At 62.2% G+C, this 23905-nt stretch carries 17 protein-coding genes and 1 pseudogene; 12 read left to right on the forward strand and 6 right to left on the reverse strand.

Annotation, left to right across the window (positions count from 1 at the left end):
* Positions 1-178 precede the first annotated feature (178 nt).
* Positions 179-1900, forward strand: coding sequence for a putative bifunctional diguanylate cyclase/phosphodiesterase (locus RN02_RS14135; RefSeq protein WP_009614084.1), 1722 nt, complete (start codon positions 179-181; stop codon positions 1898-1900).
* Here RN02_RS14135 and RN02_RS14140 read toward each other — a convergent pair.
* Positions 1801-3269, reverse strand: a pseudogene (locus RN02_RS14140) (NorM family multidrug efflux MATE transporter). The gene RN02_RS14135 and the pseudogene RN02_RS14140 overlap by 100 nt on opposite strands.
* Positions 3270-3406: 137 nt before the next feature.
* Here RN02_RS14140 and RN02_RS14145 point away from each other — a divergent pair.
* From RN02_RS14145 to RN02_RS14170, 10 genes are all read left to right on the forward strand, one after another.
* Entirely contained in the window at positions 3407-4327 is a 921-nt protein-coding gene (locus tag RN02_RS14145) for a LysR substrate-binding domain-containing protein (protein ID WP_043315021.1), read from the forward strand.
* A gap of 178 nt (positions 4328-4505) precedes the next feature.
* The gene (locus tag RN02_RS14150) at positions 4506-5558 is read left to right on the forward strand and encodes a phosphorylcholine phosphatase (RefSeq protein ID WP_043315022.1); all 1053 of its coding nucleotides are present in this window, start codon (positions 4506-4508) and stop codon (positions 5556-5558) included.
* 207 nt (positions 5559-5765) lie between these two features.
* Positions 5766-6818: a hypothetical protein gene (locus RN02_RS14155; RefSeq protein ID WP_009614078.1), complete on the forward strand. Its 1053-nt coding sequence runs from the start codon at positions 5766-5768 to the stop codon at positions 6816-6818.
* Positions 6819-6992: 174 nt separating this feature from the next.
* Complete coding sequence (locus tag RN02_RS14160; protein ID WP_043315023.1) at positions 6993-10661, forward strand: RHS repeat protein; 3669 nt, start codon at positions 6993-6995, stop codon at positions 10659-10661.
* Positions 10662-10683: 22 nt separating this feature from the next.
* A complete protein-coding gene (locus RN02_RS31680; protein ID WP_052267736.1) occupies positions 10684-11631 on the forward strand; it encodes an RHS repeat domain-containing protein in 948 nt (315 codons plus the stop codon).
* 1 nt (position 11632) lies between these two features.
* Positions 11633-11929 (forward strand): hypothetical protein, encoded by a 297-nt coding sequence (locus RN02_RS32320; RefSeq protein ID WP_236695187.1) that lies wholly within the window; start codon positions 11633-11635, stop codon positions 11927-11929.
* 205 nt (positions 11930-12134) lie between these two features.
* Positions 12135-12434: a hypothetical protein gene (locus RN02_RS32325; protein ID WP_201773768.1), complete on the forward strand. Its 300-nt coding sequence runs from the start codon at positions 12135-12137 to the stop codon at positions 12432-12434.
* A gap of 961 nt (positions 12435-13395) precedes the next feature.
* The gene (locus RN02_RS32330; protein ID WP_082033798.1) at positions 13396-13845 is read left to right on the forward strand and encodes a DUF2247 family protein; all 450 of its coding nucleotides are present in this window, start codon (positions 13396-13398) and stop codon (positions 13843-13845) included.
* Positions 13846-14175: 330 nt separating this feature from the next.
* On the forward strand, positions 14176-14493 hold the full coding sequence (locus tag RN02_RS32335; protein ID WP_082033799.1) for a hypothetical protein: 318 nt from the start codon (positions 14176-14178) through the stop codon (positions 14491-14493).
* A 1206-nt stretch (positions 14494-15699) separates the two neighbouring features.
* Positions 15700-16875, forward strand: a complete 1176-nt coding sequence (locus RN02_RS14170; RefSeq protein ID WP_161796247.1) for an acyltransferase family protein — start codon at positions 15700-15702, stop codon at positions 16873-16875.
* Positions 16876-16900: 25 nt separating this feature from the next.
* Here the strand turns inward: RN02_RS14170 and RN02_RS14175 are convergent, their stop codons facing one another.
* Positions 16901-17635: a TlpA family protein disulfide reductase gene (locus RN02_RS14175; protein ID WP_043315025.1), complete on the reverse strand. Its 735-nt coding sequence runs from the start codon at positions 17633-17635 to the stop codon at positions 16901-16903.
* Positions 17636-17969: 334 nt separating this feature from the next.
* Positions 17970-19421, reverse strand: coding sequence for an aminotransferase-like domain-containing protein (locus RN02_RS14180; RefSeq protein WP_043315027.1), 1452 nt, complete (start codon positions 19419-19421; stop codon positions 17970-17972).
* A 174-nt stretch (positions 19422-19595) separates the two neighbouring features.
* Between RN02_RS14180 and RN02_RS14185 the strand changes: the two genes are divergently transcribed.
* Positions 19596-19826 carry a DUF1127 domain-containing protein gene (locus RN02_RS14185; RefSeq protein ID WP_009614075.1) on the forward strand — a complete coding sequence of 77 codons (231 nt, stop codon included), beginning with the start codon at positions 19596-19598 and terminating at the stop codon, positions 19824-19826.
* Positions 19827-19829: 3 nt separating this feature from the next.
* On the opposite strand, the gene RN02_RS14190 is transcribed toward RN02_RS14185, so the two are convergent.
* The 3 genes from RN02_RS14190 to RN02_RS14200 form a co-directional block, all read right to left on the reverse strand.
* A complete protein-coding gene (locus tag RN02_RS14190) occupies positions 19830-21317 on the reverse strand; it encodes a YifB family Mg chelatase-like AAA ATPase (RefSeq protein WP_009614072.1) in 1488 nt (495 codons plus the stop codon).
* A gap of 183 nt (positions 21318-21500) precedes the next feature.
* Positions 21501-21767, reverse strand: coding sequence for an accessory factor UbiK family protein (locus RN02_RS14195; protein ID WP_009614069.1), 267 nt, complete (start codon positions 21765-21767; stop codon positions 21501-21503).
* A 92-nt stretch (positions 21768-21859) separates the two neighbouring features.
* Positions 21860-23890: an acyltransferase family protein gene (locus tag RN02_RS14200; RefSeq protein WP_052267737.1), complete on the reverse strand. Its 2031-nt coding sequence runs from the start codon at positions 23888-23890 to the stop codon at positions 21860-21862.
* Between the last annotated feature and the right edge of the window lie 15 nt (positions 23891-23905).

Raw genomic sequence — 23905 nt, forward strand, 5'->3', positions numbered from 1 at the left:
CGGGGCTGCGGAAAAACGGCGATCTGTGACGCCGTCGCGCTTCGTCGTTTTGGATAAATTCATACTTGTATTAGGCTTGTGGCTGCATTAGTTGAAGAAAACTCTGAAGAGTTTCTTGGTTCTGCGCCGACAGACGGCCTCGTCCGGGCGCTGGAACGCCAATCCGGATGGCCGGGGCATGGGATGGCGCCCGGGGCATTCCTTTTCTTTTCATGGGGGTCGCTTGGCTGCGTCGGTCGAGTCCACGCGCCTGCTCCTGCTGGCTGAAACGCCGCAGTGGGCCCAGCTGCTGCGCGAGCATCTCGCCGCGCTGGGCAACGCTTATTCGCTGATCACCGCGCCTTCCTGGGAGTCCGCCCGCAGCCTGTTCGACGAGGACGAGGTCGGCCTGGTGCTGGCCACCCCCGGCAAGCTGCCCTCGCGGGACAACTGCCGGCTGCCGATCATCCTGCTGCTGGAGCGCGAGCCCGCGCAGACGCCCGCCGGCGTGGCCGACTGGCTGACGCCGCAACTGAGCAGCGAGGTGCTGCGCCGTTCCCTGCGCTACGCCCGCGAGCGCAGCGGCCTGGAGGCCACTTTGCAGCGCCTGGCCGAGCAGGACCCGCTGACCGGCATCGCCAACCGCCAGGGCTTCCAGACCTTGCTGGCCGCGCAGCTGGACGAGTTCCAGGGCCGCGGCCTGGCCCTCGGCCACCTCGACCTGGACAACTTCCGCCACGTCAACGACGCCCTCGGCCACCAGGCCGGCGACCGCCTGATCCTGCAGGTGGTGGCGCGTCTGCGCTCGCACCTGGAGCACGGCGACCGCCTGGCGCGCCTGGGCAGCGACGAGTTCGCCCTGCTGCTGGACACCCGCCGCGACCCACGGCGCGCCGAGCGCCTGGCCGAGCGCATCGTCGAAGTGCTGGGCGAGCCCTACTGGGTGGAAGGCGAGAGCCTGCTGCTGGGCTGCAGCCTTGGCCTGGCCCATGCCCGTTCCGGCGACAGCGCCGACGCCCTGATGTGGCACGCGCACATCGCCATGCAGCAGGCCAAGATGCGCCAGGGCTGCACCTTCCACCTCTTCGACGAGCGCATCAACCGCGGCGCGCGCAGCCTGGCCGAACTGGAGAGCGAGCTGCGCCGGGCCCTGCGCCGCGACGAACTGGAACTGCACTACCAGCCGCGCCTGGACCTGGAGAGCGACACCATCGTTGGCCTCGAGGCCTTGGTGCGCTGGCGCCACCCCAGCCGCGGGCTGCTCACCCCGGGGGACTTCGTGCCCCTGGCCGAGGAGAGCGGGCTGATCGTGCCGCTGGGCTACTGGGTGATCGCCCGCGCCCTGCGCGACATGCAGTGGCTGCTCGGGCGCGGCCTGCCGCCGCTGCACATGGCCATCAACCTGTCGTTCCGCCAGTTCCAGGACAGCCAGCTGCTGCCCACGCTGCAACGGCTGATCGCCGAGCGCGGCGTGGATGCGCGCTGGCTGGAGTTCGAACTCACCGAAACCGCCGTGATGCGCCGCAGCGAGCAGGTCCTGCAGACCATGCAGACGCTGGGGCAACTGGGCGTGCGCTTCTCCCTGGACGACTTCGGCACCGGCTTCTCCTCCTTCGTCCACCTCAACAGCCTGCCGATCACCCTGCTGAAGATCGACAAGAGCTTCGTCGGCGGCATGTCCGAGCGCGCGGAGAACCGCCAACTGGTGCGGGCCATGATCAACCTGGCGCACAACCTCAACCTGGAGGTGGTCGCCGAGGGCGTGGAAAGCGCCGACCAGCGCCAGCTGCTGCGCCAGTTCGGCTGCGACCAGGTGCAGGGCTACTGGATCAGCCGCCCGCTGCCGTTGCCCGAGCTGGCGCGCTTCCTGGTGTTCGGCGCCGGACGCGCGCTCAGGCAGCAGGACCCGGTCGGCAACTGAAGCCCGGTTCCGCCATCGGCTGCAGCAGCCGCGCGGTGCGCGCCTCGAAGGCCAGGCACAGGCCCAGCGCGGTGCACGCCAGCCCCGCCGCCAATCCCCACCAGACGCCGTGCGGGCCCCAGCCGAAGGGGAAGGCCAGCAGCCAGGCCAGCGGCACGCCCGCCAGCCAGTAGCCGGCCAGGCCCACCAGGAAGGTGGTGCGGGCATCCTTGAGGCCGCGGATGGCGCCCATGGCGATGCTCTGCAGGCCGTCGAACAGCTCGAACCAGGCGGCGATCGCCAGCAGGCTCACGGCCAGTTGCACCACCGCCTGGTTGGCCGGTTGCTCGAGATCGAGGAACAGGCCGATGACCTGGCGCGGCGCCAGCCAGAACAGCAGGGCGAAGGCGAACATGCACAGCGCGCCGAAGCCGATGCCCACCCGCCCGGCGCGGCGCGCCTCGAGCAGGCGCCCGGCGCCGTAGTGCTGGCCGATGCGGAAGGTCACCGCGTAGGAAATCCCCACCGGCACCATGAAGGCCAGGTACACCGACTGGATGGCGATCTGGTGCGCGGCCAGCGCGGTGGCGCCGATCGCCCCCATGCACAGGGTGGCCACGGTGAACATGCCCGACTCCACCGCATAGGTACCGCCGATCGGCAGGCCTAGGCGCAGCGTCTCGGCGATCTCCCGGCGCTGTGGCCGGCCCAGGCCGCGCAGCAGTGGGTAGCCGGCGTAGGCCGGGTGCCAGCGCAGGTACAGCGCGAGGATCAGCGGCAGCAGGTTCATGACGATGGCGGTGACCAGGCCGATGCCGGCCAGGCTCAGGCGCGGCAGGCCGAACCAGCCGTCGAGGAAGGCATAGTTCAGGCCCAGGTTGGCCAGCGCGCCGAGCGCGCTGATGGCCATCACCGGGCCGGGGCGCTCGATGGCGCTGGTGAAACCGCGCAGCACCATGAAGGCCAGGTAGCCGGGCAGGGCGAAGAGAATGCTGTGCAGAAAACTCATGGTGCCGTGCACCGTCTCCGGCGCCTGGCCGAGCGCCAGCAGCAGCGCTTCCAGGTGCCACAGCAGGGCGCCGGCGAGCAGCGCCAGGCCCAGGCCGACCCACAGCCCCGCCTGGGTGGCGGCGGCCGCACCGGCGCTGTCGCGCGCGCCATGGCGGATCGCCACCAGGTTGCCGGTGGCCGCCACCACGCCGCTGCACACGGTGGAGACGAAGGCGTAGGTGGAGGCGCCCAGGCCCCCGGCGGCCAGGGCGTCGGGGCCGAGCTTGCCCATCATCAGGGTGTCGGTGAAGACCATGGCGACATAGGCCAGCTGGGCGGCGATCAGCGGCCCGGCCAGGCGCAGGATGGCCTGCAGTTCGGTGCGGTAGGGGGTGGGCATGGCATGAGTCTGGTTTGGGCGGCGCCTGGCGCCTACCGGGTTCATCGATTCGCCCATTCTGGTGGGCCGCCAGGCCTTCCCACAAAAGGAAAAAAGCGATGCAATGCATGAGTCAGACTCATGCCTGAAGGCCCGCCATGCCCCGTCGCCTGCCCCCGCTCTATGCCCTGCGCGCCTTCGAGGCGGCCGCCCGGCACGCCTCCTTCACCCGCGCCGCCGAGGAACTGGCCATCACCCAGAGCGCGGTAAGCCGCCACGTGCGCACCCTGGAGGAGCACTTCGACTGCCAGTTGTTCCAGCGCCAGGGCCGCCAGCTGCGCCTGACCGAGCCGGCGCGCCTGCTGTTGCCGGGCCTGCGCGATGGCTTCGACGCCCTGGAGCGCGCCTGCGCAAGCCTGCACAGCGACGAGGACGTGCTGCGCCTGAAGGCGCCCTCGACCCTGACCATGCGCTGGCTGCTGCCGCGCCTGAGCATCTTCCGCATGGCCAACAGCGATATCGAGGTGCAGCTGACCAGCGCCTGGATGGACGTCGATGAGGTGGACTTCGCCCGCGAGCCCTTCGACTGCGCGGTGCTGCTCGGCGCCGGGCGCTTCCCGGCGGAATGGGAGAGCTGCCTGCTGTTCCCCGAGTGGCTGATCCCGGTCGGCGCCCCGCAACTGCTGGACGATGGCCCCTGGGACGTCGAGCGGCTGGCCGCCGCGGAGCTGCTGCACCCCACGCCGGACCGCCGCGACTGGCGCCGCTGGCTGCAGCGCGTGGGCCTGGAGGAGCAGGTGTCGCTCAAGGGCGGCCAGGTCTTCGACACCCTGGAGCTGGGCATAGTCGCGGCCACCCGGGGCTACGGCCTGTCCATCGGCGACCTGGTGATGGTCGCCGAGGACGCCGCCGCCGGCCGCCTGGCCCTGCCCTGGCCCTGTGCAGTGGCCAGCGGCGAGAGCTACTACCTGGTCTGGCCCAAGGCGCGGCGGCAGCAGGAGCGCCTGCGCCGTCTGAGGGATTTTCTTCTGGCCGAAGTCAGCGCAATGCGACTGCCGCAGGTTGAAATGCTGGAGTAGGTTGTAGGGCGTTTCCACTGCCCCTGCGACTGGAGCGCGCATGCGACGCCCGACCGTCTGTCTGGCCCTTTGCCCCCTTGCTACGGTCGTGGCGGAGGGGAAACGCCCGGCCATCAACGATGGGCCAAAGCCCGTGTCGCCGCGCCTTCCCCGCCATTCGCAACCGGGGGAACATTCGATGAAAACCTATGGACTACTGTTCGGCATCCTGCTGCTCGGCGGCCTGGCCAACGACGCCGTGGCCGCCACCGAGCTCAAGCACTGGCCGGAGCCCGCGGCGAAGCAGCTCGACGCGCTGATCGCGGCCAACGCCAACAAGGGCGCCTACGCCGTCTTCGACATGGACAACACCAGCTACCGCTACGACGTCGCCGAGGCGTTGCTGCCGTACCTGGAGAACAAGGGCGTGCTGACCCGCGACAAGCTCGACCCTTCGCTGAAGCTGATCCCCTTCAAGGACCTCAAGGGCAAGAAGGAGAGCCTCAACAGCTACTACACGCGGCTCTGCGAATTCGACCACCGCGTCTGCTACCCCTGGGCCGCACAGGCGCTTTCCGGCCTGACCCTGCGCGAACTCAAGGGCCACCTCGACGCCATGATGGCGAGCGGCAAGCCGGTCAAGAGCGACTACTACGACGGCGACACCCTGCGCACCGTCGAGGTGCAGCCGCCGCAGCTGTTCACCGGCCAGCAGGAACTGTTCAAGCGGATGATGGAGAACGGCATCGAGGTGTACATCCTCACCGCCTCCCACGAGGAACTGGTGCGCATGGTCGCCAGCGACCCGAAGTACGGCTACAACGTCAAGCCGGAGAACGTCATCGGCGTCAGCACCCTGCTCAAGGACCGCAAGACCGGCGCGGTGACCACCGCGCGCCGGCAGATCAGCGAAGGCAAGTACGATCCCGAGGCCAACCTGGACCTCGAGTTCACCCCCTACCTGTGGACCCCGGGCACCTGGATGGCCGGCAAGACGGCGGCCATCCAGACCTACATCGATCCGTGGAAGAAGCCCATCCTGGTCGGCGGCGACTCGCCCAGCAATGACGGCCACATGCTGTTCCACAGCACGGCGGACGACGGCATGCGCCTGTGGGTGAACCGCAAGGCCAAGTACATGGACCAGCTCGAAGGCATGATCAAGAAGAACGCCGAGGCCCAGGCCAAGCTGGGGCAGCCGGTGCGCGCCGACAAGAACTGGCTGGTGGTCACGCCCGAGGAGATTCTCTGAGCCAGCGGCGGGCGGCGCCCCCTGCGCTGCCCGCCGCTTCCAGGCATGCCCTGTCGCTCCTGGCCAAGTCCTGGCGCGCAGGCAACGCCCGAGGTCGCGTTCATCGCAGGACTGCAACACGGCTTTGCTAGGGTGAATGCTGGACTAGTCCAGGGAACGGCCCGCGCCGGGTCCTTCCACCCACAAGACCACCTCGGGGGAAACCAGATGAAACCCATGCGCACCCTGCTCGCCGCGCTGCTGCTCGGCGGCCTGGCCAGCAGCGTCTTCGCCGCCACCGAACTCAAGCACTGGCCGGAACCGGCCGCCAGGCAGCTGGACGCGCTGATCGCGGCCAACGCCAACAAGGGCGCCTTCGCCGTCTTCGACATGGACAACACCAGCTACCGCTACGACCTGGAAGAGTCGCTGCTGCCCTTCCTGGAAATGAAAGGCGTGCTGACCCGCGAGAAGCTGGACCCGTCGCTGAAGCTGATCCCCTTCAAGGACGTGGGCGGCCACAAGGAAAGCCTGAACAGCTACTACTACCGCCTCTGCGAGGTCGACGACCTGGTCTGCTATCCCTGGGTCGCCCAGGTGTTCTCCGGCTTCACCCTCAAGGAACTCAAGGGCTACGTCGACGAACTGATGGCCTACGGCAAGCCGATCCCCAGCACCTACTACGAGGGCGATGCGGTGAAGACCATCGAGATCAACCCGCCGAAGGTCTTCACCGGCCAGCAGGAGCTGTACAACAAGCTGATGGAGAACGGCATCGAGGTCTACGTGATGACCGCCGCCCACGAGGAACTGGTGCGCATGGTCGCCAGCGATCCGAAGTACGGCTACAACGTGAAGCCGCAGAACGTCATCGGCGTCACCACCCTGCTCAAGGACCGCAAGACCGGCGCGCTGACCACCGCGCGCAAGCAGATCGGCGAGGGCAAATACGATCCCAAGGCCAACCTGGACCTGGAGATCACCCCCTACCTGTGGACCCCGGCGACCTGGATGGCCGGCAAGCAGGCCGCCATCCTCACCTACATCGACCAGTGGAAGCGGCCCATCCTGGTCGGCGGCGACACCCCCAGCAGCGACGGCTACATGCTGTTTAACGGCACCGCCGAGAACGGCGTCCACCTGTGGATAAACCGCAAGGCCAAGTACATGGACCAGCTCGACGGCATGATCAAAAAGAACGCCGAGGCCCAAGCCAAGCTGGGGCAGCCGGTCACCGCGGACAAGAACTGGGTGATAGTGACGCCGGAGCAGATCCAGTGACCGGCCGGATACCGGCCTGCCGGGTGCGCGCTTGAAGTTCCTAAGGGTAATCCGTTCGTTGTTGCGGATTTGTCCGATCCATAACGTGGGAATTTCTTCGGGGCACTGCTTGTAGCTTCACCTGAATGAGACCGGGCGGGTCGTCCGCCCGGTCTGCACTTCAGGAGAAAGCCCATGTTCGCCGGTTCACCAGCCGTTCGTGCCCTGGCCATGGCCGCCATGCTCGGGCCGATCGGCTCTCTGGCTGCCAGCGAGGATTTCAACGCTGCGGCAGTCGGCTCGTATCAGGAGCCCGGCTTCAACAGCAACCGGCAGTTCGCCGACGGCGAGCAGGTGGACAGCATCGACCCCTTCAGCGGGGCGCTGAAGATAGTGACCAGGGACCTGCTCATTCCAGGCAACGGCGGCCTGGATATCGTGGTGCTGCGCAACTACCAGAGCGTTACCAATCCAGTGGGGCCCTACAGCAACGGCCATATCGAGAGGACGCCGTTCGGTACGGGATGGGACCTGCACTTCGGGCGCCTGTGGGTTTCGGATACCTACAATCGCCTTGTCCAGGCCGACAACAATCGCGGCTGCCAGATCGGTCAGGTGGCCTCCAATCTCAACCCGATACTCGAACTGCCCGATGGCTCACGCCACGTCCTGGCCAATGGCGATGGCAGCGATCACGCGTTCATCAGCAAGGCGCGCTGGATCGGTCGCTGCCTTCCCATCAAGCAGAACAAGGGAGATGGCGGCCTGCTGGTGTTCTCCCCCGACGGCCGCAAGTACGTCTTCGATCTCCTTGGCACGGTCTCGCCTGACAAGCAATTGCGCAGCTACTTCGTCACGCGTATCGAAGATGCCGACGGAAATGCCCTCGACTTCAGCTACAACATTTCGAAATCCAACAAACTGGCCCGGCATCACCTGCTCAAGCGCATTACGGCGACGGATGGGCGCGTAGTCGACTTCAGCTATCACGATGAGAATGGCCCGAGAGCCGTGCTGACGGGCGTTTCCAGCAACGGCGTCAGCATCGGTTATGGCTATGCCGATGCCAACTGGAAGGTCGGGGCCAAGCCCCACTACCTGACCAGCGTGAATTACCCCGACGGCACGCGTTGGACGTACGCCTACAACAACGCGAACTCTTTGGTGGGTACCGTGCCCGGCCGTTTCTCGATGACCGGCATGACCAGCCCGCTTGGCCTGCGTGTCGGCTATGAATACGGCTTTCAGCAGATGGGCATCGATCCTGCGGAAAAGCTCAATGTCGTACAGCGTCGGACTCTCTCCAATATCCTCGGAGTACAGCCCCGTGACCTGGCCTGGGAGTACCAGTACATCAAGGGCTTCGCTCCCAGGAACGACCAGACCCTCGAGCGGGGGCCACTGCAGTGCATTACCTACGAGCACATAGGTACCAATACCATCGCCAACGGCGCCTCGGGTGTCGACCAGGGCTTGTGGAAAGTTGGCAGCCTGGTGCGCAAGGTCGTTGCTGGCCGGGCTGGAGCTGGTTGCGGGCCGACATTGCGTGAGGAGACCTATATCTGGGACCGCCAGGAGATTGCCCCGCAGAAGGAAATGCGTCGCTACAACCTGCTCGTCGAGAACAGGACCCGGGCCCCCGTATTGGTCCAGCGTTCTATCACCCAGGACGGCGCCACCTATCTGACCCGCTATACCCATGATGCCTACGGCCAGCCGTCGACCGTGGCCGAACAGGGGCAAGGCAGCAGGACGGTCCAGTTCCGCTATACCCGTCCAGGTGGGCGCTGGATGCTCGGCAAGGTTTCCCAGCAGTCCATTTCGGGTATTCCCGGCGAGATAGCCAACAGCTACACCGGTAGTGGCCGGCTGGCGCAGAAATCGGTGTTCGGTGTGGTGACGCGCTATGCCTATAGCGCCAATGGCGATCTGACTAGCGAGACCGATGCCAACGGCCAGGTCACCAGTCACGCCGACTACTTCCGAGGGATACCCAGACTGACTCGTCAAGCCGATGGTGGGCTGATCCGTCGCACGGTGAACCCCGCCGGCACCCTGGCGTCGTTGACCGACCCGCTGGGGCGGGTTACCAGCTATGCCTACGATGCGATGAACCGGGTAACCCGCATCCAGTTGCCGAAAAGCAGCTATACCCGCTATGACATCAGCTATTCCTTCGGCCCCACGGGCGTCATGCAAACGGCCGTTCGCGCCGGCTATGCGCTGAACAGGCAATACAACTCTCTGGGCCAGTTCATCGCCCAGATCGAGTCCGGTGGTGCATCGACCATCGAGTCCGCCGCCATCTACCGGGCAGATGGTCAGAAACTCACCCTCTCGCTGCCCGGATACGGTGGGCTGAGTCCCCATGCCCAGCACTACGAGTACGACAGCCTCGGGCGACTTACGCGAGTACGCCACGCCGACGGTAGCGTCGCCACGACCGCCTACGGTACGGGCAACGTCCAGACGCAGTGGGACGAGAATGGCAACGCGACCACCAGCCACTATCTGGCCTATGGCGATCCCGACCAACGCCAACGGGTACGCATCGAACAGCCGGGTGGCGTCGTCACCCATATCGGCCGTGATCCCCTGGGGCGTGTCACTGTGCTCGAACAAGGTGGCCTGCGGCGTACCTATGCCTATGACAGCCGTGGTTTCCTGGCGAGCGAATTCAACCCGGAAACCCTGACGACCCAGTACGGATACGATGCTGTAGGCAACCGTACCAGCCGCAAGGTCGGAGCGGCGGCCATGGACCATTTCATCTATGACGCCATGAACCGCCAGGTGTCGAGCAGTTATGGCGGCGTACAGACGTTCACCCGCAGCTACGATCCGGGCGGCCGGCTGGTACGCCAGACGTCTTATCAGGGCACGGTTTGGGACTTCACCTACAACGCCCATGACCAGATCATCCGCGAAACGCTCACCGAACCCGGCGCGGCGCGCGCGCTGACCATGGGGTATGGCTACAACTCACGGGACCAGTTGCACACCATCACCTACCCCAGCGGTCTGGAGGTCTTCTACAACCCCGATGTCTATGGACGCCCGACCCAGGTGGGCGCTTTTGCCCATAGTGTCAGCTTCCATGCCAATGGCGCGCTGCGTTCGCTGATCTACGCCAACGGCCGGACCCTGAGCATTGGCCAGGACTCCCGGCGCCTGCGCCCGACCGACAGGCGTATCGGCGGACTACCGCAGTTCAATGTGCCCATGGCGTTGCGCTACGGCTACGACGCCGCCGGCAACCTGACCCAACTGGTCGACGAGGTGGACGGCCGTCACAACCAGTCGATGCGTTACGACGGCCTGAATCGCCTCGTGTCCACCAATGGCGCCTGGGGTGAAGCGAGCTATGGCTATAACGGTCGTGGCGATTTGACCTTCCAGCAGATCGGCGGCCGCCGACTCGACTACGCCTACGATGGCCAGGGGCGCCTCGCCGCGCTCAATGGCTCCCTGAACATCGGCTTCACCTACAACAACCGGGGCAATGTCACCCAGGGGCGTTCGCGCTACACCTATAACGGCGCCAGCCAGATGTTGTTGTACTGCGCCAGCCCGCAATGGGACTGCCCTTTCCCCAGCGAAACCTACCGCTACGACCCACGTGGCTACCGCAGTGCGACCGCGTTCGCCAACGGCACCCAGGTGTTCTCCCTGTATGGCCAGGAGGGGCGCCTGCTGCGCGAGGACTTCCCCGCCGACGGCGGATTCGTCGAACACGTCTACCTGGCAGGTGAGCGCATCGCTTCCCGCATGCAGTGCGAGTTCGTAGACGACAACGCCAATGGGGTCTCCAACTGCAAGGAAAAGCGCTTCCCGGTGAATGGTCACCAGGGCACCGTTTTCTGACTACCGGCCAGGGAGAACGATCATGCACCAATGGATGAAGCTGGCCGGCCTTGGCCTGCTGCTGCTCTGTGGAATGGCCAGCGCCAGTGAGGTCTTCGTCACCTACTACCACAACGACCATCTGGGCTCGCCGGTGGCCGCCACCGACGAGAGCGGAAACCTGCTCTGGCGCGAGCATTACCGCCCCTTTGGAGAACGCCAGGACCGCCCTGGCTACCAGGGCTACGGGACGCTCGGTTTCACCGGCCATGCGCAGAGCCAGGACAGCGGCCTGGTTTACGCCGGAGCTCGTTACTACGACCCCTTGATTGGGCGATTCCTGTCGGTGGATCCGAAGGAGGCCAGTGAGGAAACACCGGGAAGTTTCAATCGCTATGCCTATTCCCTGAACAATCCCTACAGCTACAGCGATCCGGATGGACATTGGGTGGCTGCCGCGTTGGGCGTGCTGGATGCCGGCTTGACGATCCATGGCATCCATTCCGAGTACCGCAGCGGAGGCATAGAGGCCGCGCAGGCAGAGGTGGGGAAGGCTGTGGCGGCCCACTTGGTGGGAGGCTTGGCCGGGAATGTGCTCAGGCGGGGGTATATTCTGGCAAAGGAAGGATCCATTGCTGCAAAAGGGATACTTACACCCAAAGACTTTCCAGAGGTTTCCGGTCAAATCAGTCGCCAGAAGCAACTAAGACATCTAGAGGGAACACCTCAGTTGGCAGAGCGAGGTAAAGGGGGGTATTTGAACGATATCTCTGATGCGCAGAAGGTTCTGGACGCATATCGTTCTGGTAATGCGGTTATTCTAGGTAAGAATGCTCAAGGGTTTCCTGTCGTTCGAGTTGATGGGATCACTGGAACTAACGTAAATATTGGTGCTGGGATAAACAGTCAGCCAACGAACGTTTTCATTATTAAGGGAACGAAAAGTCCAAGTATTGTCCCTACTAGTCCTACGCCCAAGCTGGTGGAATGATATGAATTTAATAGTTAGGAATAAAATAATTATTGCATTGGTGCAGGCTTTGTTGGGGGCGATTTCCCCAAATTTCAGAGCCGTACTGATTGATTTTTCTCAAGGGGTAGATGTTAGGTTTTTCTTGGTGGAGGATCTGGCTGAGGATAGGGAGGAAATCGATGATGTAATTACTGAGTTTGACTCATTGGTTATGGGGGTTGAGTCAGTATCAATAACATATAGTGTTGCAGTGGGTGAAGTTTGGATAGATTTCTCTGGTGATAGTGTGGTTCCGGTTTATATTAGGCGCGAATAGTTGGTGCAAAAGCAACAATAGCAATTCTTTAGAAAGGCTGAAGGACATATACCCGATACTCCCGCCAATCGAGAGTTACTTACAAGCTTGGCGAATTACAATAAGTCAGTGCTAGGGGGGGATCGCCACGGAACCATCTGGTCTGTGAAGATATTGCCGGATGGTAGCCAGGCATGGGTGCAAACAAGCGGAGGTCAGGTGATCAATGGCAGAATTAATAAAGCGTCCAGGCCATATGACCCTAAAAGAGGATTGGCATCGCTTAAGCCAAGAGGAAGTAAAGATGGAAAATGATGAAAGATTGACTCCAGAGCAAGCTTTTTGTGCGATGTTTTACTTTCTTGAACGTGAATATGAGCTAACAAAATCTGAGGACATAGCGATAATACTTAGTTCCCTTGATTGGACAGTTTTGTCTGATAACTCGGGACCGCCAGACCCTGCAGCATGGGACGATTGGCTTGAAGCAGTAGAGAAAGCCAAAAAAGACAACCTTGCCTGGTAGTTGAGTTGCTGCTTGCGCGGGTAATTGGTAGATATAAGAAATATCTAGTTTTTATGCCTTTCGCGTATTTCCTCTCATATTGAAGATTTTACTAGTAGTCCAGGCTCTTTTCTGCAGTTGAGTGACGGGTTGGCGGCTTGTTAAATAGAGTGGCTTTTATTCGGGAATTTAAATTTTCCAACCTGAATCAAGGTGGATTGTAGGCTCGAGTGCCATATTGAACGAGGTCGCACTACAATAGCGCTGGATCTTTTTCTGGGTTCTAGACGTCAAGGTACGACATGAAGCTTGAAATTGACAAGGACTTCGAGCTACTAGGATATAGCGATTGTCGCTATAAAAAACTGACCATCGAGGTCCAATATAAAGGAGAGCCTGTCGCTCAGATTAATCAAGATATGGGGGTGGACAGGTTAGAGATTGGAAATCTTTGTCGAGTTAGGTAGTTCAAGCCCGAAGGTTCCGTTGTCTGGATTTGTAGATGCTTTGATTCTGGCCAGGGACTCAATTTCGAAAGAAATTGAATGCTGAACGTATTCCAGAAATATTCGATTTTTAGAACAGGTGCACGTGGAAACCCGGTTGTGGAGCTCGGATGGCCAGTAGGTGTTTACGGAAGAGTTAGCCAAAGTGTTACAAGAGGGTGTATCCACTATGCTGGAAACGCTTCTCGCATTGTATCTGATGTGAGGAGTTAATAATGGAATTTATAGCTAATTTACCTTGCTGGATAGTGGTATGTTCTCGAGTCAGCGATGCTGAGTGAGATATATGAAGATATAGGGGCTGTAACTGTTTTATATAGTAGTAATGGTGAGTTATTGATCGGTTATTGTCTCGATCGTGAATTGATCGATTATTGATAATAAGGTTGATGTGGGGGTGTAACCTACAGGTGTTTTATCCCTGACGGTAAAATTACTGGCTTGCCTAACCGGACTCCGAAGAGATAGGGGGAGTAATGTCTCCGCTCAGTGTTCTGTTTGATTTTGGGTTGATCTGTTGGTCAACCGTTTACTTGGGATTTAGAAGGCGCTGGGTAAAGCGAGATGATGTTTTTGAATATGCTATTAGCCTGCTCGTAAATGGCTCTGAGTGTGAGATGGTTGCTATCATTGCAGGGGGTGAATACTTAAGTGATGAAGAGCTTCTTGAGCTTATTTCAATGCAGGTGGATAAGACGGATTGCGATGCCGATATAGATAAGTGGCGTTTAGCTTTTCTGCTCTATATTGAGACGTCAGGTGACAGTGATGAAAACAAAATAAATAGCCTTCAGGAGGTCTATGCAGACTTTGGTTATCCGGAGGACATGGCTTCGTGCAGCATATACTCTCAAGATGATGACTGCCCGCTTGTAGCCATGAACCAGGTTATAGAGAAATTAAAGGAAAGGTTTCTATCTGGATAATTTTGTGCTGAAAAATGGATGCCTATACCAAAAGATCTTCTTGGTATCTCCACAAAAATAATCCTGAAACAGCCTCGTCATGTTGTTGTGAGGCCAGCTGAGACGAGGATAAGGTGGTTTCCTGAATAGTGTGCCCGATGCTCAAAAAGTCCTTGATGCTTACCATGCAGGCCAAGTGAAAGTTCTAGGAAAAATGCTCAAGGTTTCCTGGTGGGTTAAGTTTTAGGGAGTTGCTGGTATAGCGTTGATCTCGGTTTTGATATAAGCGCGTTCATTGTAAAGGAAGAAGAGCCCAAGCATTATTCCTGCAAGCCAAGATTGGAGTCCTGAATGATTGACCAACCCGGACTGGAGGATTGGAACTACCAAGTGCTAATGCTGATTCAAGCATTGGTAGGGAAAATCTCGACCAATTTTAGAATGGTCACATTGCTATGGGATGGTGATGAGTGGGTATTGAAGTTCTATCTTGAGGAAAACCTCGAAGAGGACGTTGAGGAAATCGAAGATGTCGTTTGCCAATACACAGCATATCAGGATTCTAGCTTGAGATGCAGGTCTGAGTTGATTGTAGGGAGCGGGAGCCTTCCGGGGTTTTCCGGAGTTGGCAGAGTTGTCTTTCGCCGCAAAGAGCCTGTCAGTGGTTAGCTTGTGCAAAAGAGCCAACCCGCTTCATCGATTGCCTTGGGTGAAATAGGAGGGAAGAGTGAAAGTTGGACCTCCCCGCTGAAAATTCCATTGGCACCCAAGCTCGCGAGAGAGGAAGGGAAATGATTTTTCGTAAATTTACCCTGTGGCTGTGTTTGCTTTCAGCTCTTACGTGTTTTTTGAACTCTCTACTTGCTCTTATGGGAGGGGTGGTTTATTTGTTTTCTCCTGCTTGGGAAGATGTGATAAATGACTTCTCTGGCCTTGTTGTATGGCCACTATTGTGTGCGGGATTGATATTTGTTTTCCTGGCTTTTCAGATCAGATGTTTAAATTGTGGAAGTCGATTAATCGCTATCGAAAGTGGGCGCCCGTGGCGCCATAACTGGATGAGTGCTCTATATAAAGCTCTGCGGAAGCAACCTCTCATCTGCGGCGAGTGTGGATATGAGAATTACTTCAATAGAGGCTAATCAAGTGGCTAATGGTCTAGTGCCTGGGGGCTTGTTTCTAGAAGAGTATATTGATCAATACGTAATGGACTACAGATTTGCGGTTTGGCAATAGCCAGATTTTTTCGATGTCTCCTGGATGTGCTGGATGCCGGCTTGGCGGTCCATAGCATCTATTCCGAGTACCGTAGGGGGGGACGTCGTGCAGGTTATAGATAAAGTTGGAGTAGATGTCCATATTCACATCGTGCCTGCGAGGCCATGAAGGGTGATTGCTATTGATAATTCAGTTTTGACGGCCCGTCTGAATATTCAAAGAGCCCTTCTGGGTGAGGTGTCAGCAAGAGTTCGTGCGATAACATTTTCAATGTCTGAATCATCTTTGGATATAAGGCTCTATTTTGATGGCCCTATAAGCGAAGATGATATTGAACATGCCTCTTGTGTCGAGTCTGAGGTCATGGCCGATTATGACGAGCGCTATCGGGTCTCGGTGCATTGCATTAGATTGGACGTGCCAAACCCTATTGGAGATGATGGCGTATGGATATTTATGCGGCGTGAAGACTAACTAGTTGCAGTAAGCCGGAGTCGAAGTTTTCCTAGGGCTGCTTCTGAATGTTTTGGCGTAATGCTAAATATAGGGGCAAGCATCAGCTAAAACCCAATGACCGGGATTCGGTTAAATAGCTAAAAGAGTTTGGCGTTTTTGGTTGGCTGGTGTGAAATGAATTAGCATAATAGGATTTGCGATTTGGTAGAAAGAGATAGCTCTCTCCAGTCATTCGACTATCTGCTCATCCTGCGAGGGGTTTGCGCCTTTGCCGTGGTGTTGAGACATTATCCGTTTGAGTTCTATACGGCTCTAGGTACCTCTCATCTGGAGTGGCTGTTGAGGCCCTTCGGCTACATACCGGTCCTTGTTTTCTTCTGTTTGAGTGGGTTTCTGATTACCCAGAATTTTATACTTGGTCGTTATGAGCCGGGTTCTATTTTAGGTGTTTGCGGGTACTACAGAAATAGAGCGTTGAGAGTGTTGCCGTTGTATTATTTTTCTATTCTCGCCTGTGTCTTGATTTATTGGCCCGAGTCATTCTATCGCTGGGATGAGGTTCTGGCTTTGTTTGGGTTCTTTGGTGCATATAAGATCGATGGTGGCATAATTTTCAATCATGTTTACTGGAGCCTTCCTGTCGAGGTGGCTTTCTTCGTCCTGGCGCCAGTCTTGTTCCTTTTCATGCGTTGGCTCTGCTTGAGCCTTGGTGTGTTTGTAGCCTTGCTCTTCATTATTCTTGCGTACTTTATATACAGCGCAATTGTATTCTGGGATATTCCTTATGACGATGGCTTTGTAATGAGCCGCGTAATATGGAACCGACTGGCCCACCATGATGTGATTTACAATTTTGAAGTGTTTCTTCTGGGCGGAATTGCGGCCTTTTATGTCAATGGTCAATCTCGGAGTGGTATTGTGCGTAGCCAGTTGTTTTTCAAGGTTTCACTGGCATCGTTGATTCTACTGATGCTCGCGAGAACTGGAGTTGTAGGAGATACTCTGTTTCAGAAAGGCAAGGTTGATGCCTTCACTCTCTACCTTCTCTTGCCATTGCTTGGACTCTGGTTCGTGGGATTTACGATGCTTTACGCCAAGCCGCAGCTTATTCGTGTGTCGCGGATTGGTTTGTTTGTCCGACGGGCTCTTGAGGCACTAGGGCATTGGTCATATGGAGTTTATCTCTTTCATATGCCTATTCTTTCAGTCGTCGAGAAATTCGATATCCTGTCCGGTAGTGCATACCAGAACTCTGTCATGAGTTTCCTGGCGTTGATTTGCGTAATTGCCTTTTCGGCGATGACTTATCGTCTAATAGAAAAGCCTGTAATGAGGTTCAGGATGCGCTCTGGTCATCTGGCATCGAGTTCGGCATGAGTTTGGTCGGTTATCACATCCCGGCTCAGCGCCGGGGCTCGGCCAACTGGTGCAGGCCGTGCTCCAGGCTGGCGGCGGACAGTTCGCCCATGTGGCTGTGGCGCAGGCGGCCGTCGGCGGCGTAGAAGAAGGTGGTCGGCATGCCGTAGGCGCCGGTGGCCTGGCCGAGCTGGTTGCCGAGGTCGAGCAGGACTTCCCTGGGCTTCAGGTTCTGGCTGGCGAGGAAGCTGGTGACGGCCTCGGCCGGTTCGCCCTGGTTGACCAGCACGAAGCGCACGTCCGGGCGCGCCTTCTGGGCGGCTTCCAGCACCGGCATCTCGCGGCGGCAGGGCGGGCACCAGGTGGCCCAGAGGTTGACCACCAGCGGGCGGCCGTCCAGTTGGCCGAGGTTCACCGGGCGGCCCTGCAGGTCGCTCAGCGCCAGGGCCGGCAGTTGCTGGCCGCGGTCCAGGGCGGAGACTACGGCGTTGCCGCTACCCCAGACGCAGAGGCCGCTCACCAGGGCGATGGCCAGCGGCCGGCGCAGGCTGTTGCGGCGCCAGGCCAGCCAGGCGCCGAGCAGGGCCGCGGCGAGGGCGCCCGGCCAGGCGAGGAAACCGCCGTCGCGGATGTCCAGCATGCTCCAGGGTGCCGCTGCGTATTGCCCGGCGTAGCGCGCGACGAAGGCCAGCCAGCCGCCCAGCAGCGCGGCGAGGAAGCCCAGGTAGAGCAGGGCCTGGGGCATGGGAATGGCGAGCGGGCCGAGGATCAGGCTGGTCATGGCGGTCTCCGGAAGGCAGGCCGCGAGTATCGCAGCCCCGTGCCGGTGGGCGGGAGCTGTGCGGTGGATAAATGTTTCGATTGTGCCTTGTCGCCCGGCACGGTATTTCCCTGTAGGAGCGCGCCCTGCGCGCGAATCGCGGGCAGGGCCCGCTCCTACCCCCGCCGGCAAACCACCCCGTAGGATGGTGTTGAGCGAAGCGATACCCATCACCGCGGCCGCATGGGTTTCGCAGGCTCAACCCATCCGTTGAGGCGCACCTTGGTGCAGCCGGCAAGACAGCCACTCCTACGACCGTGCCTCCCCAACACCGTCGCCCAGGCGCTATGCCCCTTCACGCCAGGGCGACATCCTCCCCGGCCTCGGCGTGCAGTTCCTCCACCAGCCGCGTGGCGCAGGCGCCGACCTTGCGCACGGCTTCTTCGATGCGCGGCAGGTCGCGGTTTGAGTAGTTCATGCGCAGGCAATTGCGGTACTTGCCGGCGGCCGAGAAGATGCTGCCGGCCGCCACCTGCACGCGCTCGGCCTGCAGTTCGCGGTTCAGCCGCACGCTGTCGAACTGCGGGTGCAGCTCCACCCAGAGCATGAAGCCGCCCTGCGGCCGGGTGGCGCGGGTGCCTTCGGGGAAGTAGCGGGCGATCCAGTCGGTCATCTGGTCGCGGTGGCGCTGGTACTGGGCGCGCATGCGGCGGATGTGCGGCTCGTAGTGGCCGCCGCCGACGAATTCGGCCAGGGCCATCTGCGGCTGCGGCGCGCAGGTGCCGCTGGCGATGTACTTGAGGTGGAGGATGCGGTCCAGGTAGCGCCCCGGCACCACCCAGCCGGTGCGCAGGCCCGGCGCCACGGTCTTGGAGAAGGAGCTGGCCAGCAGCACGCGGTCGTCGCTGTCGAAGGACTTGATGCTGCGCGGCCGCGGGTAGGCATAGGCCAGCTCGCCGTAGACGTCGTCCTCCAGGATGGGCACGTCGTAGCGCTGGGCCAGGCTGAGCAGGGCGCGCTTGCGCGCGTCGGGCATGATGTAGCCCAGCGGGTTGTTGCAGTTGGGGGTGAGCAGGATCAGCTTCACCGGCCATTGCTCCATGGCCAGTTCCAGGGCCTCCAGGCTCACCCCGTTGGTCGGGTCGGTGGGGATTTCCAGGGCCTTCAGGCCTTGGGCCTTGAGCGTCTGCATGGCGCCGTGGAAGCTCGGCGAATCGATGGCGACGATGTCGCCCGGCTGGCAGACGGCGCGCAGGGTGATGGCCAGGGCCTCCTGGCAGCCGGTGGTGATGATCGTTTCGCTGGGCGGCACCTGACAGCCGGAGTCCAGCATCAGCCGGGAAATCTGTTCGCGCAGCGCCAGCGAGCCCTGGATGCCTTCGTAGCCCAGGGCCTGCAGGTCGGTGCGCCGCGCGGCGTTGGCCATGGCGCGCTGCAGCGGCTTGAGCGAGGGACTGGCGATGTCCGGGGTGCCGCGGCCGAGCTGGACGAAGTCGCCGCCGGGGGCGTGGCGCACCTGCTCCAGCACCTGGTCCCACTGCGATACGTCCACCGGCCGTTGCGCCGGCCGGGTCATCGCCGGCATGGCCGGCTGCGGGCGCCGTTCGGGGACGAAGAAGCCGGACTTGGGCCTCGGCTCGACCAGCCCGGCATCCTCCAGCACCCGGTAGGCCTGCTGCACGGTGCTGATGCTGACGCCGTGCTCCTCGCTCAGTGAGCGCACCGAGGGCAGGCGGTCGCCGGGGCGGTACAGCCCCTGCTCGATGCGCTCGCCGAGGGTGGCGGCCAATTGTGCGTAGCGTTTCATGACAGATGCCCCGTGCCGCATCGTGGCGGCAAAGACCAGTACAGATCGGGCAAAAGTACGCCATTCAGTTGGTTTTTTCCGCTGTCTGTATGGAAAAAATTCCATTTCTTTGAATCTGTAATGCAGCCTGTCCTTTCGCCACTCTATCCATAGGCTCGGAGGAGGAGTGACGACATGAACGGCATGACAGACGTGCGCCTGACCCTGTATCAGCGCGAACTGCTCGGCATCGACGACGGCAGCCTGGCTCCGCGCGGCCCGGCGGAAAGCCGCTGGCGCCAGTTCTGGCGGCGGGTGCGCACGCGCAGGCAACTGCTGGAGCTCGGCGACGAGCAACTGCGTGACATCGGCATTTCCCGCGAGCAGGCGCGCATCGAGGCGCTGCGGCCGTTCTGGCGCTGCTGAGGCTCAGTGCCCGGCGCGGTATTGCAGGGCCTCGGCCAGGTGCGAGCGGGCGATGCGTTCGGCGCCTTCCAGGTCGGCCAGGGTGCGGGCGACCTTGAGGATGCGGTGCAGGGCGCGCAGGGACAGGTCCAGGCGCTCGCCGGCGGTTTCCAGCCAGGCCTGGTCCTGATCGTCCAGTGCGCAGTTTTGGTGCATCGACTTGAGGTCGAGGACGGCGTTCGCGCAACCCTGCCGCGCCAGTTGCCGCTCGCGGGCGCTGGCCACCTGCGCGGCGACCTCGGCGCTGCCCAGGCTGCCATTCTGAGGGACGAGACGCGTGGTTTCGCGGCCCACTGTCAGGTGCAGGTCGATGCGGTCCAGCAGCGGGCCGGAGAGCTTGGCGCGGTAGCGCTGGATCTGCTCCGGGGTGCAACGGCAGCGGCCGCTGGGGTCGCCCAGGTAGCCGCAGGGGCAGGGGTTCATCGCCGCCACCAGTTGGAAGCGCGCCGGGAAGCGCACCCGGCCGTTGGCCCGGGCGATCACGATTTCTCCCCCTTCCAGGGGCTCGCGGAGGACCTCCAGGACCTTGCGATCGAACTCCGGCAGCTCGTCGAGAAATAGCACGCCTTCGTGGGCCAGGGTGATCTCCCCGGGTTGCGGCCGACTGCCGCCACCCACCAGCGCGGCGGCCGAGGCGCTGTGGTGCGGCTGGCGGAACGGGCGCTGCGGCCAGTGCGTCAGCGGCCCGCGCCCGGACACGGAGTGGATGGCCGCCACCTGCAATGCCTCGTCTTCACTCAGCGGCGGCAGCAACCCCGGCAGGCGGCTGGCCAGCAGCGTCTTGCCGGTGCCCGGCGGGCCGCTCAGCAACAGGTTGTGCGACCCGGCCGCGGCCACCAGCAGGGCGCGCTTGGCCGCGGCCTGGCCCTGGACCTCGGCGAGGTCGGGGTAGGGCGGGGTTTCCCGCAGCAGGCCGCGGGCCTGGTAGGGCGCCAGGGGCGTCTGGCCGGTCAGGTGCGCGGCCAGCTCCAGCAGGTGGCCGACGGCGTAGACGGTCAGGCCGCTGGCCAGGCTGGCTTCCTCGGCATTCTCCTTCGGCACCACCAGGGCGCGGCCGGCGGCGCGCGCCGCCAGGGCGGCCGGTAGCACGCCCTGCACCGGGCGCAGGGCGCCGGACAGGGCCAGTTCACCGAGGCATTCGAGGCCGTCCAGGCTGGCGCCGGCCAACTGGCCGTTGGCGGCGAGCAGGCCCAGGGCGATGGCCAGGTCGAAGCGTCCGCCGTCCTTGGGCAGGTCGGCCGGGGCGAGGTTGAGGGTGATGCGTCGGGCGGGGAATTCGAAGCCGGAGTTGAGGATGGCGCTGCGCACGCGGTCCTTGCTTTCCTTGACCGCGGTTTCCGGCAGGCCGACCAGGGTCAGCGACGGCAGGCCGTTGGCCAGGTGCGCCTCGACGGTGACGCCGGGAGCCTCGACGCCGACCTGGGCGCGGCTGTGGACGATGGCCAGGGACATGGATGGGGGCAGCCTCTTCCCTCACAAACCGCCAGTCTAGGAGGTCAGGGAAGCCGGGACCATGCTCGGAGTCGCTGTAATGCTGCCGATGTCCTGTGGGAAGTTTCTTGTTGGCCCGGGTTGGTGAACACGAGCGGGAAAAAGGCGGGAGAGGAATCGCTCTCCTTTCCCAACCCCTGCGGCTTATTCGGCCTCGGCGGGCGGCGTGAGCCTGGCTTCCAGTTCGGCGACCTTGGCTTCCAGCGCCTCCAGGCGGGCGCGGGTGCGGGCGAGCACCACCATCTGGCTGTCGAACTCATCGCGGCTGACCAGGTCGAGCTTGCCGAAGGCGCTCTGCAGCAGGACCTTGAATTGCGCCTCCAGCTCGGCGCGGGGCAGCGGCGATTCACCGCCGAAGAGGCGGCTGGCCTGTTGGCCGAGGGCGTCGAGGAAGGCTTTGGGCGGCAGCATGGCGAGGGTTTCCGGTTGGGACTGGGTGGGAAGTCTATCACGCTGCCCGGTGCCGCTGGCGCGGACCGGGCAGCCGCCGCAGGTTCTGCGCGCTAGCGCGGGGGATCGGCCTGGGCCGTGGACAGGTCCGCGAAGACCTCGGCGAACATGGGCGCCAGGAGCCGGCTGCCCGCCGCGTTGAGGTGGTTGTCGTCGGCGTAGTAGGCCTGCCCTTCCCGGCCGCCGTAGCATTGCCCTTCGTCGCACAGGTAGGGAAGCGGATCGAGAATCTGCACGCCGCAGGCTTCCCGGGCGCGGTCCTGCACGCTCCAGACGAAGCCGTTGCGCGCCTCGTAGTCGGCCCGGCTGAGGGTGACTTGCGGCGCCTTCCCCTGGAGCATCTTCCGGCTCATCACATCCGGTACGTCGACGCGCATTTCCGGTATCGGCCGCACCAGGTAGACCGGGCGCTGCCGCGCCAGGGCGCAGGCGTGGTCGATGTAGAGCCGGGCGAACGCTTCGAGCCATTCGCTGCTGAGCTCGTCTACGGGCGAGCTGATGTAGGCCTGCGGCCGGTTCTTGCGGTTCTGGTCGATGCCGTTGTAGCCCAGCGGGTAGACGGAAGTGCGGGTGACGATGATCAGCGGCACCCGGCCGGGCGCGTCGCCGAGTTCGGCCGGCAGCTGCCGGCGCAGGCGGTTGCAGGTGTCCTCCGGGTTGTCGCGCGGGTGCTCGCGGATGTGCAGCCCGGGAACCGGCAGGCAGGCTGGCGCGGCCCGCAGGTAGATGCCCTGGCCGGCGTCGGGCAGCGCGAGTTGTGCGGCGGTGACCACGGAGGCGGCATGGCTGTCGCCGATGAGCATGGCCTGGATGTCCGGCCCGCCATACACGCAGCCCGCGCCCTTGCTCAGGCACTCCTCGTTGCGCGGCGTGCCCTGCAGGGCCTGTTCGCGCATCGCCAGGATGTCCGCGGGCATCCGTTGCGGGAAGCCTTTCGCCCTGACCACCACCTGCGCCAGGTAGCCGGCGAGGATCATCAGGCCGGCCAGTCCGGCCACGGCGAACGCCCGCCTGCCCGTGCCCAGCCAGCGCCGCGTCGGTCGTTCCACCAGTCGGTAGGAAAGCTCGCCCAGTATCAGCGTCAGCAATAGGGCTGCGGCGATCCACAGGGGCGTTTGCCGGTGGCCGGCATGGAACAGCCAGGCCACCAGCGGCCAGTGCCACAGGTACAGGGAGTAGGAGCGCGTGCCCAGCCACTGCACGGCGCCATGGGTGCACCACGGCGAGGTTTCCCGCCAGGCCGCCAGCACCATGGCGGTTCCCAGGGTCGGCAGCAGCGCCAGTGCGCCGGGCCAGGCGGCGGATTCGTCGAGCAGGAACACCGACGCCCCTATCAGCGCCAGGCCGCCGGCTTCCAGCAGGCGCCGCGCCGTCGCCGGGAGCCCGAGGTTCGAGCAGAGCAGGAAGCACAACCCGCCCAGGAGCATTTCCCAGGCGCGGGCGGGCAGGAGGTAGAAAGCCTTTTGCGGATGGCTGGCGGTCAGCGCGATGCACAGCGCCAGCGAGCAGGAGAACAGCGCCAGGTGCACGCCCACGAGCGTGCCGCGCCGGGGCAACAGCTTCCAGGCGAGGGCGAGGATGAGCGGCAACGCCAGGTAGAACTGCCATTCGACGGACAGCGACCAGGTGTGCAGCAGCCATTTCGCCTGGCTGGCGCTGTCGAAGTAGCCGGCTTCCTTCAGATACAGGTGATTGGACAGGAAGGCCAGGGACTGTCGGGCGTGCCGGCCGAGGGTCTTGTAGTCGTTCGGCGCCAGCAGCAGCCAGCCGACGGCCAGCACGACCGCGCAGACCACCAGCAACGCCGGAAGGATGCGCCTGGCCCGGGCCCAGTAGAACGCCAGGACGGAGAAGTCGTTGCGTTGCAGGCCCGTGCCGATGATCCCCGCCATGAGGTAGCCGGAGAGCACGAAGAACACGTCCACGCCGGCGAATCCGCCGGCCAGTCCGCCGACGTCGAAGTGATAGAGGATGACCGCGACCACCGCCAGGGCGCGCAGGCCGTTGATGTCCTGCCTGAAGTGGTTGGCGGGCGTGGAGGTCGCCTGGCCGGGCCAGGCGCGGCGGCTGGGGAGAAGGCTCATCGCTGGTTTTCCGCA

The sequence above is a fragment of the Pseudomonas sp. PI1 genome, assembly GCF_000812405.1.
Taxonomy (GTDB): domain Bacteria; phylum Pseudomonadota; class Gammaproteobacteria; order Pseudomonadales; family Pseudomonadaceae; genus Pseudomonas; species Pseudomonas citronellolis.

What these genes read in the sequence shown, in the direction of transcription:
- RN02_RS14135 (WP_009614084.1), top strand. Translation starts at nt 179, where the DNA reads ATGGGATGGCGCCCGGGGCATTCCTTTTCTTTTCATGGGGGTCGCTTG.
- RN02_RS14145 (WP_043315021.1), top strand. Translation starts at nt 3,407, where the DNA reads ATGCCCCGTCGCCTGCCCCCGCTCTATGCCCTGCGCGCCTTCGAGGCG.
- RN02_RS14150 (WP_043315022.1), top strand. Translation starts at nt 4,506, where the DNA reads ATGAAAACCTATGGACTACTGTTCGGCATCCTGCTGCTCGGCGGCCTG.
- RN02_RS14155 (WP_009614078.1), top strand. Translation starts at nt 5,766, where the DNA reads ATGAAACCCATGCGCACCCTGCTCGCCGCGCTGCTGCTCGGCGGCCTG.
- RN02_RS14160 (WP_043315023.1), top strand. Translation starts at nt 6,993, where the DNA reads ATGTTCGCCGGTTCACCAGCCGTTCGTGCCCTGGCCATGGCCGCCATG.
- RN02_RS31680 (WP_052267736.1), top strand. Translation starts at nt 10,684, where the DNA reads ATGCACCAATGGATGAAGCTGGCCGGCCTTGGCCTGCTGCTGCTCTGT.
- RN02_RS32320 (WP_236695187.1), top strand. Translation starts at nt 11,633, where the DNA reads ATGAATTTAATAGTTAGGAATAAAATAATTATTGCATTGGTGCAGGCT.
- RN02_RS32325 (WP_201773768.1), top strand. Translation starts at nt 12,135, where the DNA reads ATGGCAGAATTAATAAAGCGTCCAGGCCATATGACCCTAAAAGAGGAT.
- RN02_RS32330 (WP_082033798.1), top strand. Translation starts at nt 13,396, where the DNA reads ATGTCTCCGCTCAGTGTTCTGTTTGATTTTGGGTTGATCTGTTGGTCA.
- RN02_RS32335 (WP_082033799.1), top strand. Translation starts at nt 14,176, where the DNA reads ATGATTGACCAACCCGGACTGGAGGATTGGAACTACCAAGTGCTAATG.
- RN02_RS14175 (WP_043315025.1), bottom strand. Translation starts at nt 17,635, where the DNA reads ATGACCAGCCTGATCCTCGGCCCGCTCGCCATTCCCATGCCCCAGGCC.
- RN02_RS14180 (WP_043315027.1), bottom strand. Translation starts at nt 19,421, where the DNA reads ATGAAACGCTACGCACAATTGGCCGCCACCCTCGGCGAGCGCATCGAG.
- RN02_RS14185 (WP_009614075.1), top strand. Translation starts at nt 19,596, where the DNA reads ATGAACGGCATGACAGACGTGCGCCTGACCCTGTATCAGCGCGAACTG.
- RN02_RS14190 (WP_009614072.1), bottom strand. Translation starts at nt 21,317, where the DNA reads ATGTCCCTGGCCATCGTCCACAGCCGCGCCCAGGTCGGCGTCGAGGCT.
- RN02_RS14195 (WP_009614069.1), bottom strand. Translation starts at nt 21,767, where the DNA reads ATGCTGCCGCCCAAAGCCTTCCTCGACGCCCTCGGCCAACAGGCCAGC.
- RN02_RS14200 (WP_052267737.1), bottom strand. Translation starts at nt 23,890, where the DNA reads ATGAGCCTTCTCCCCAGCCGCCGCGCCTGGCCCGGCCAGGCGACCTCC.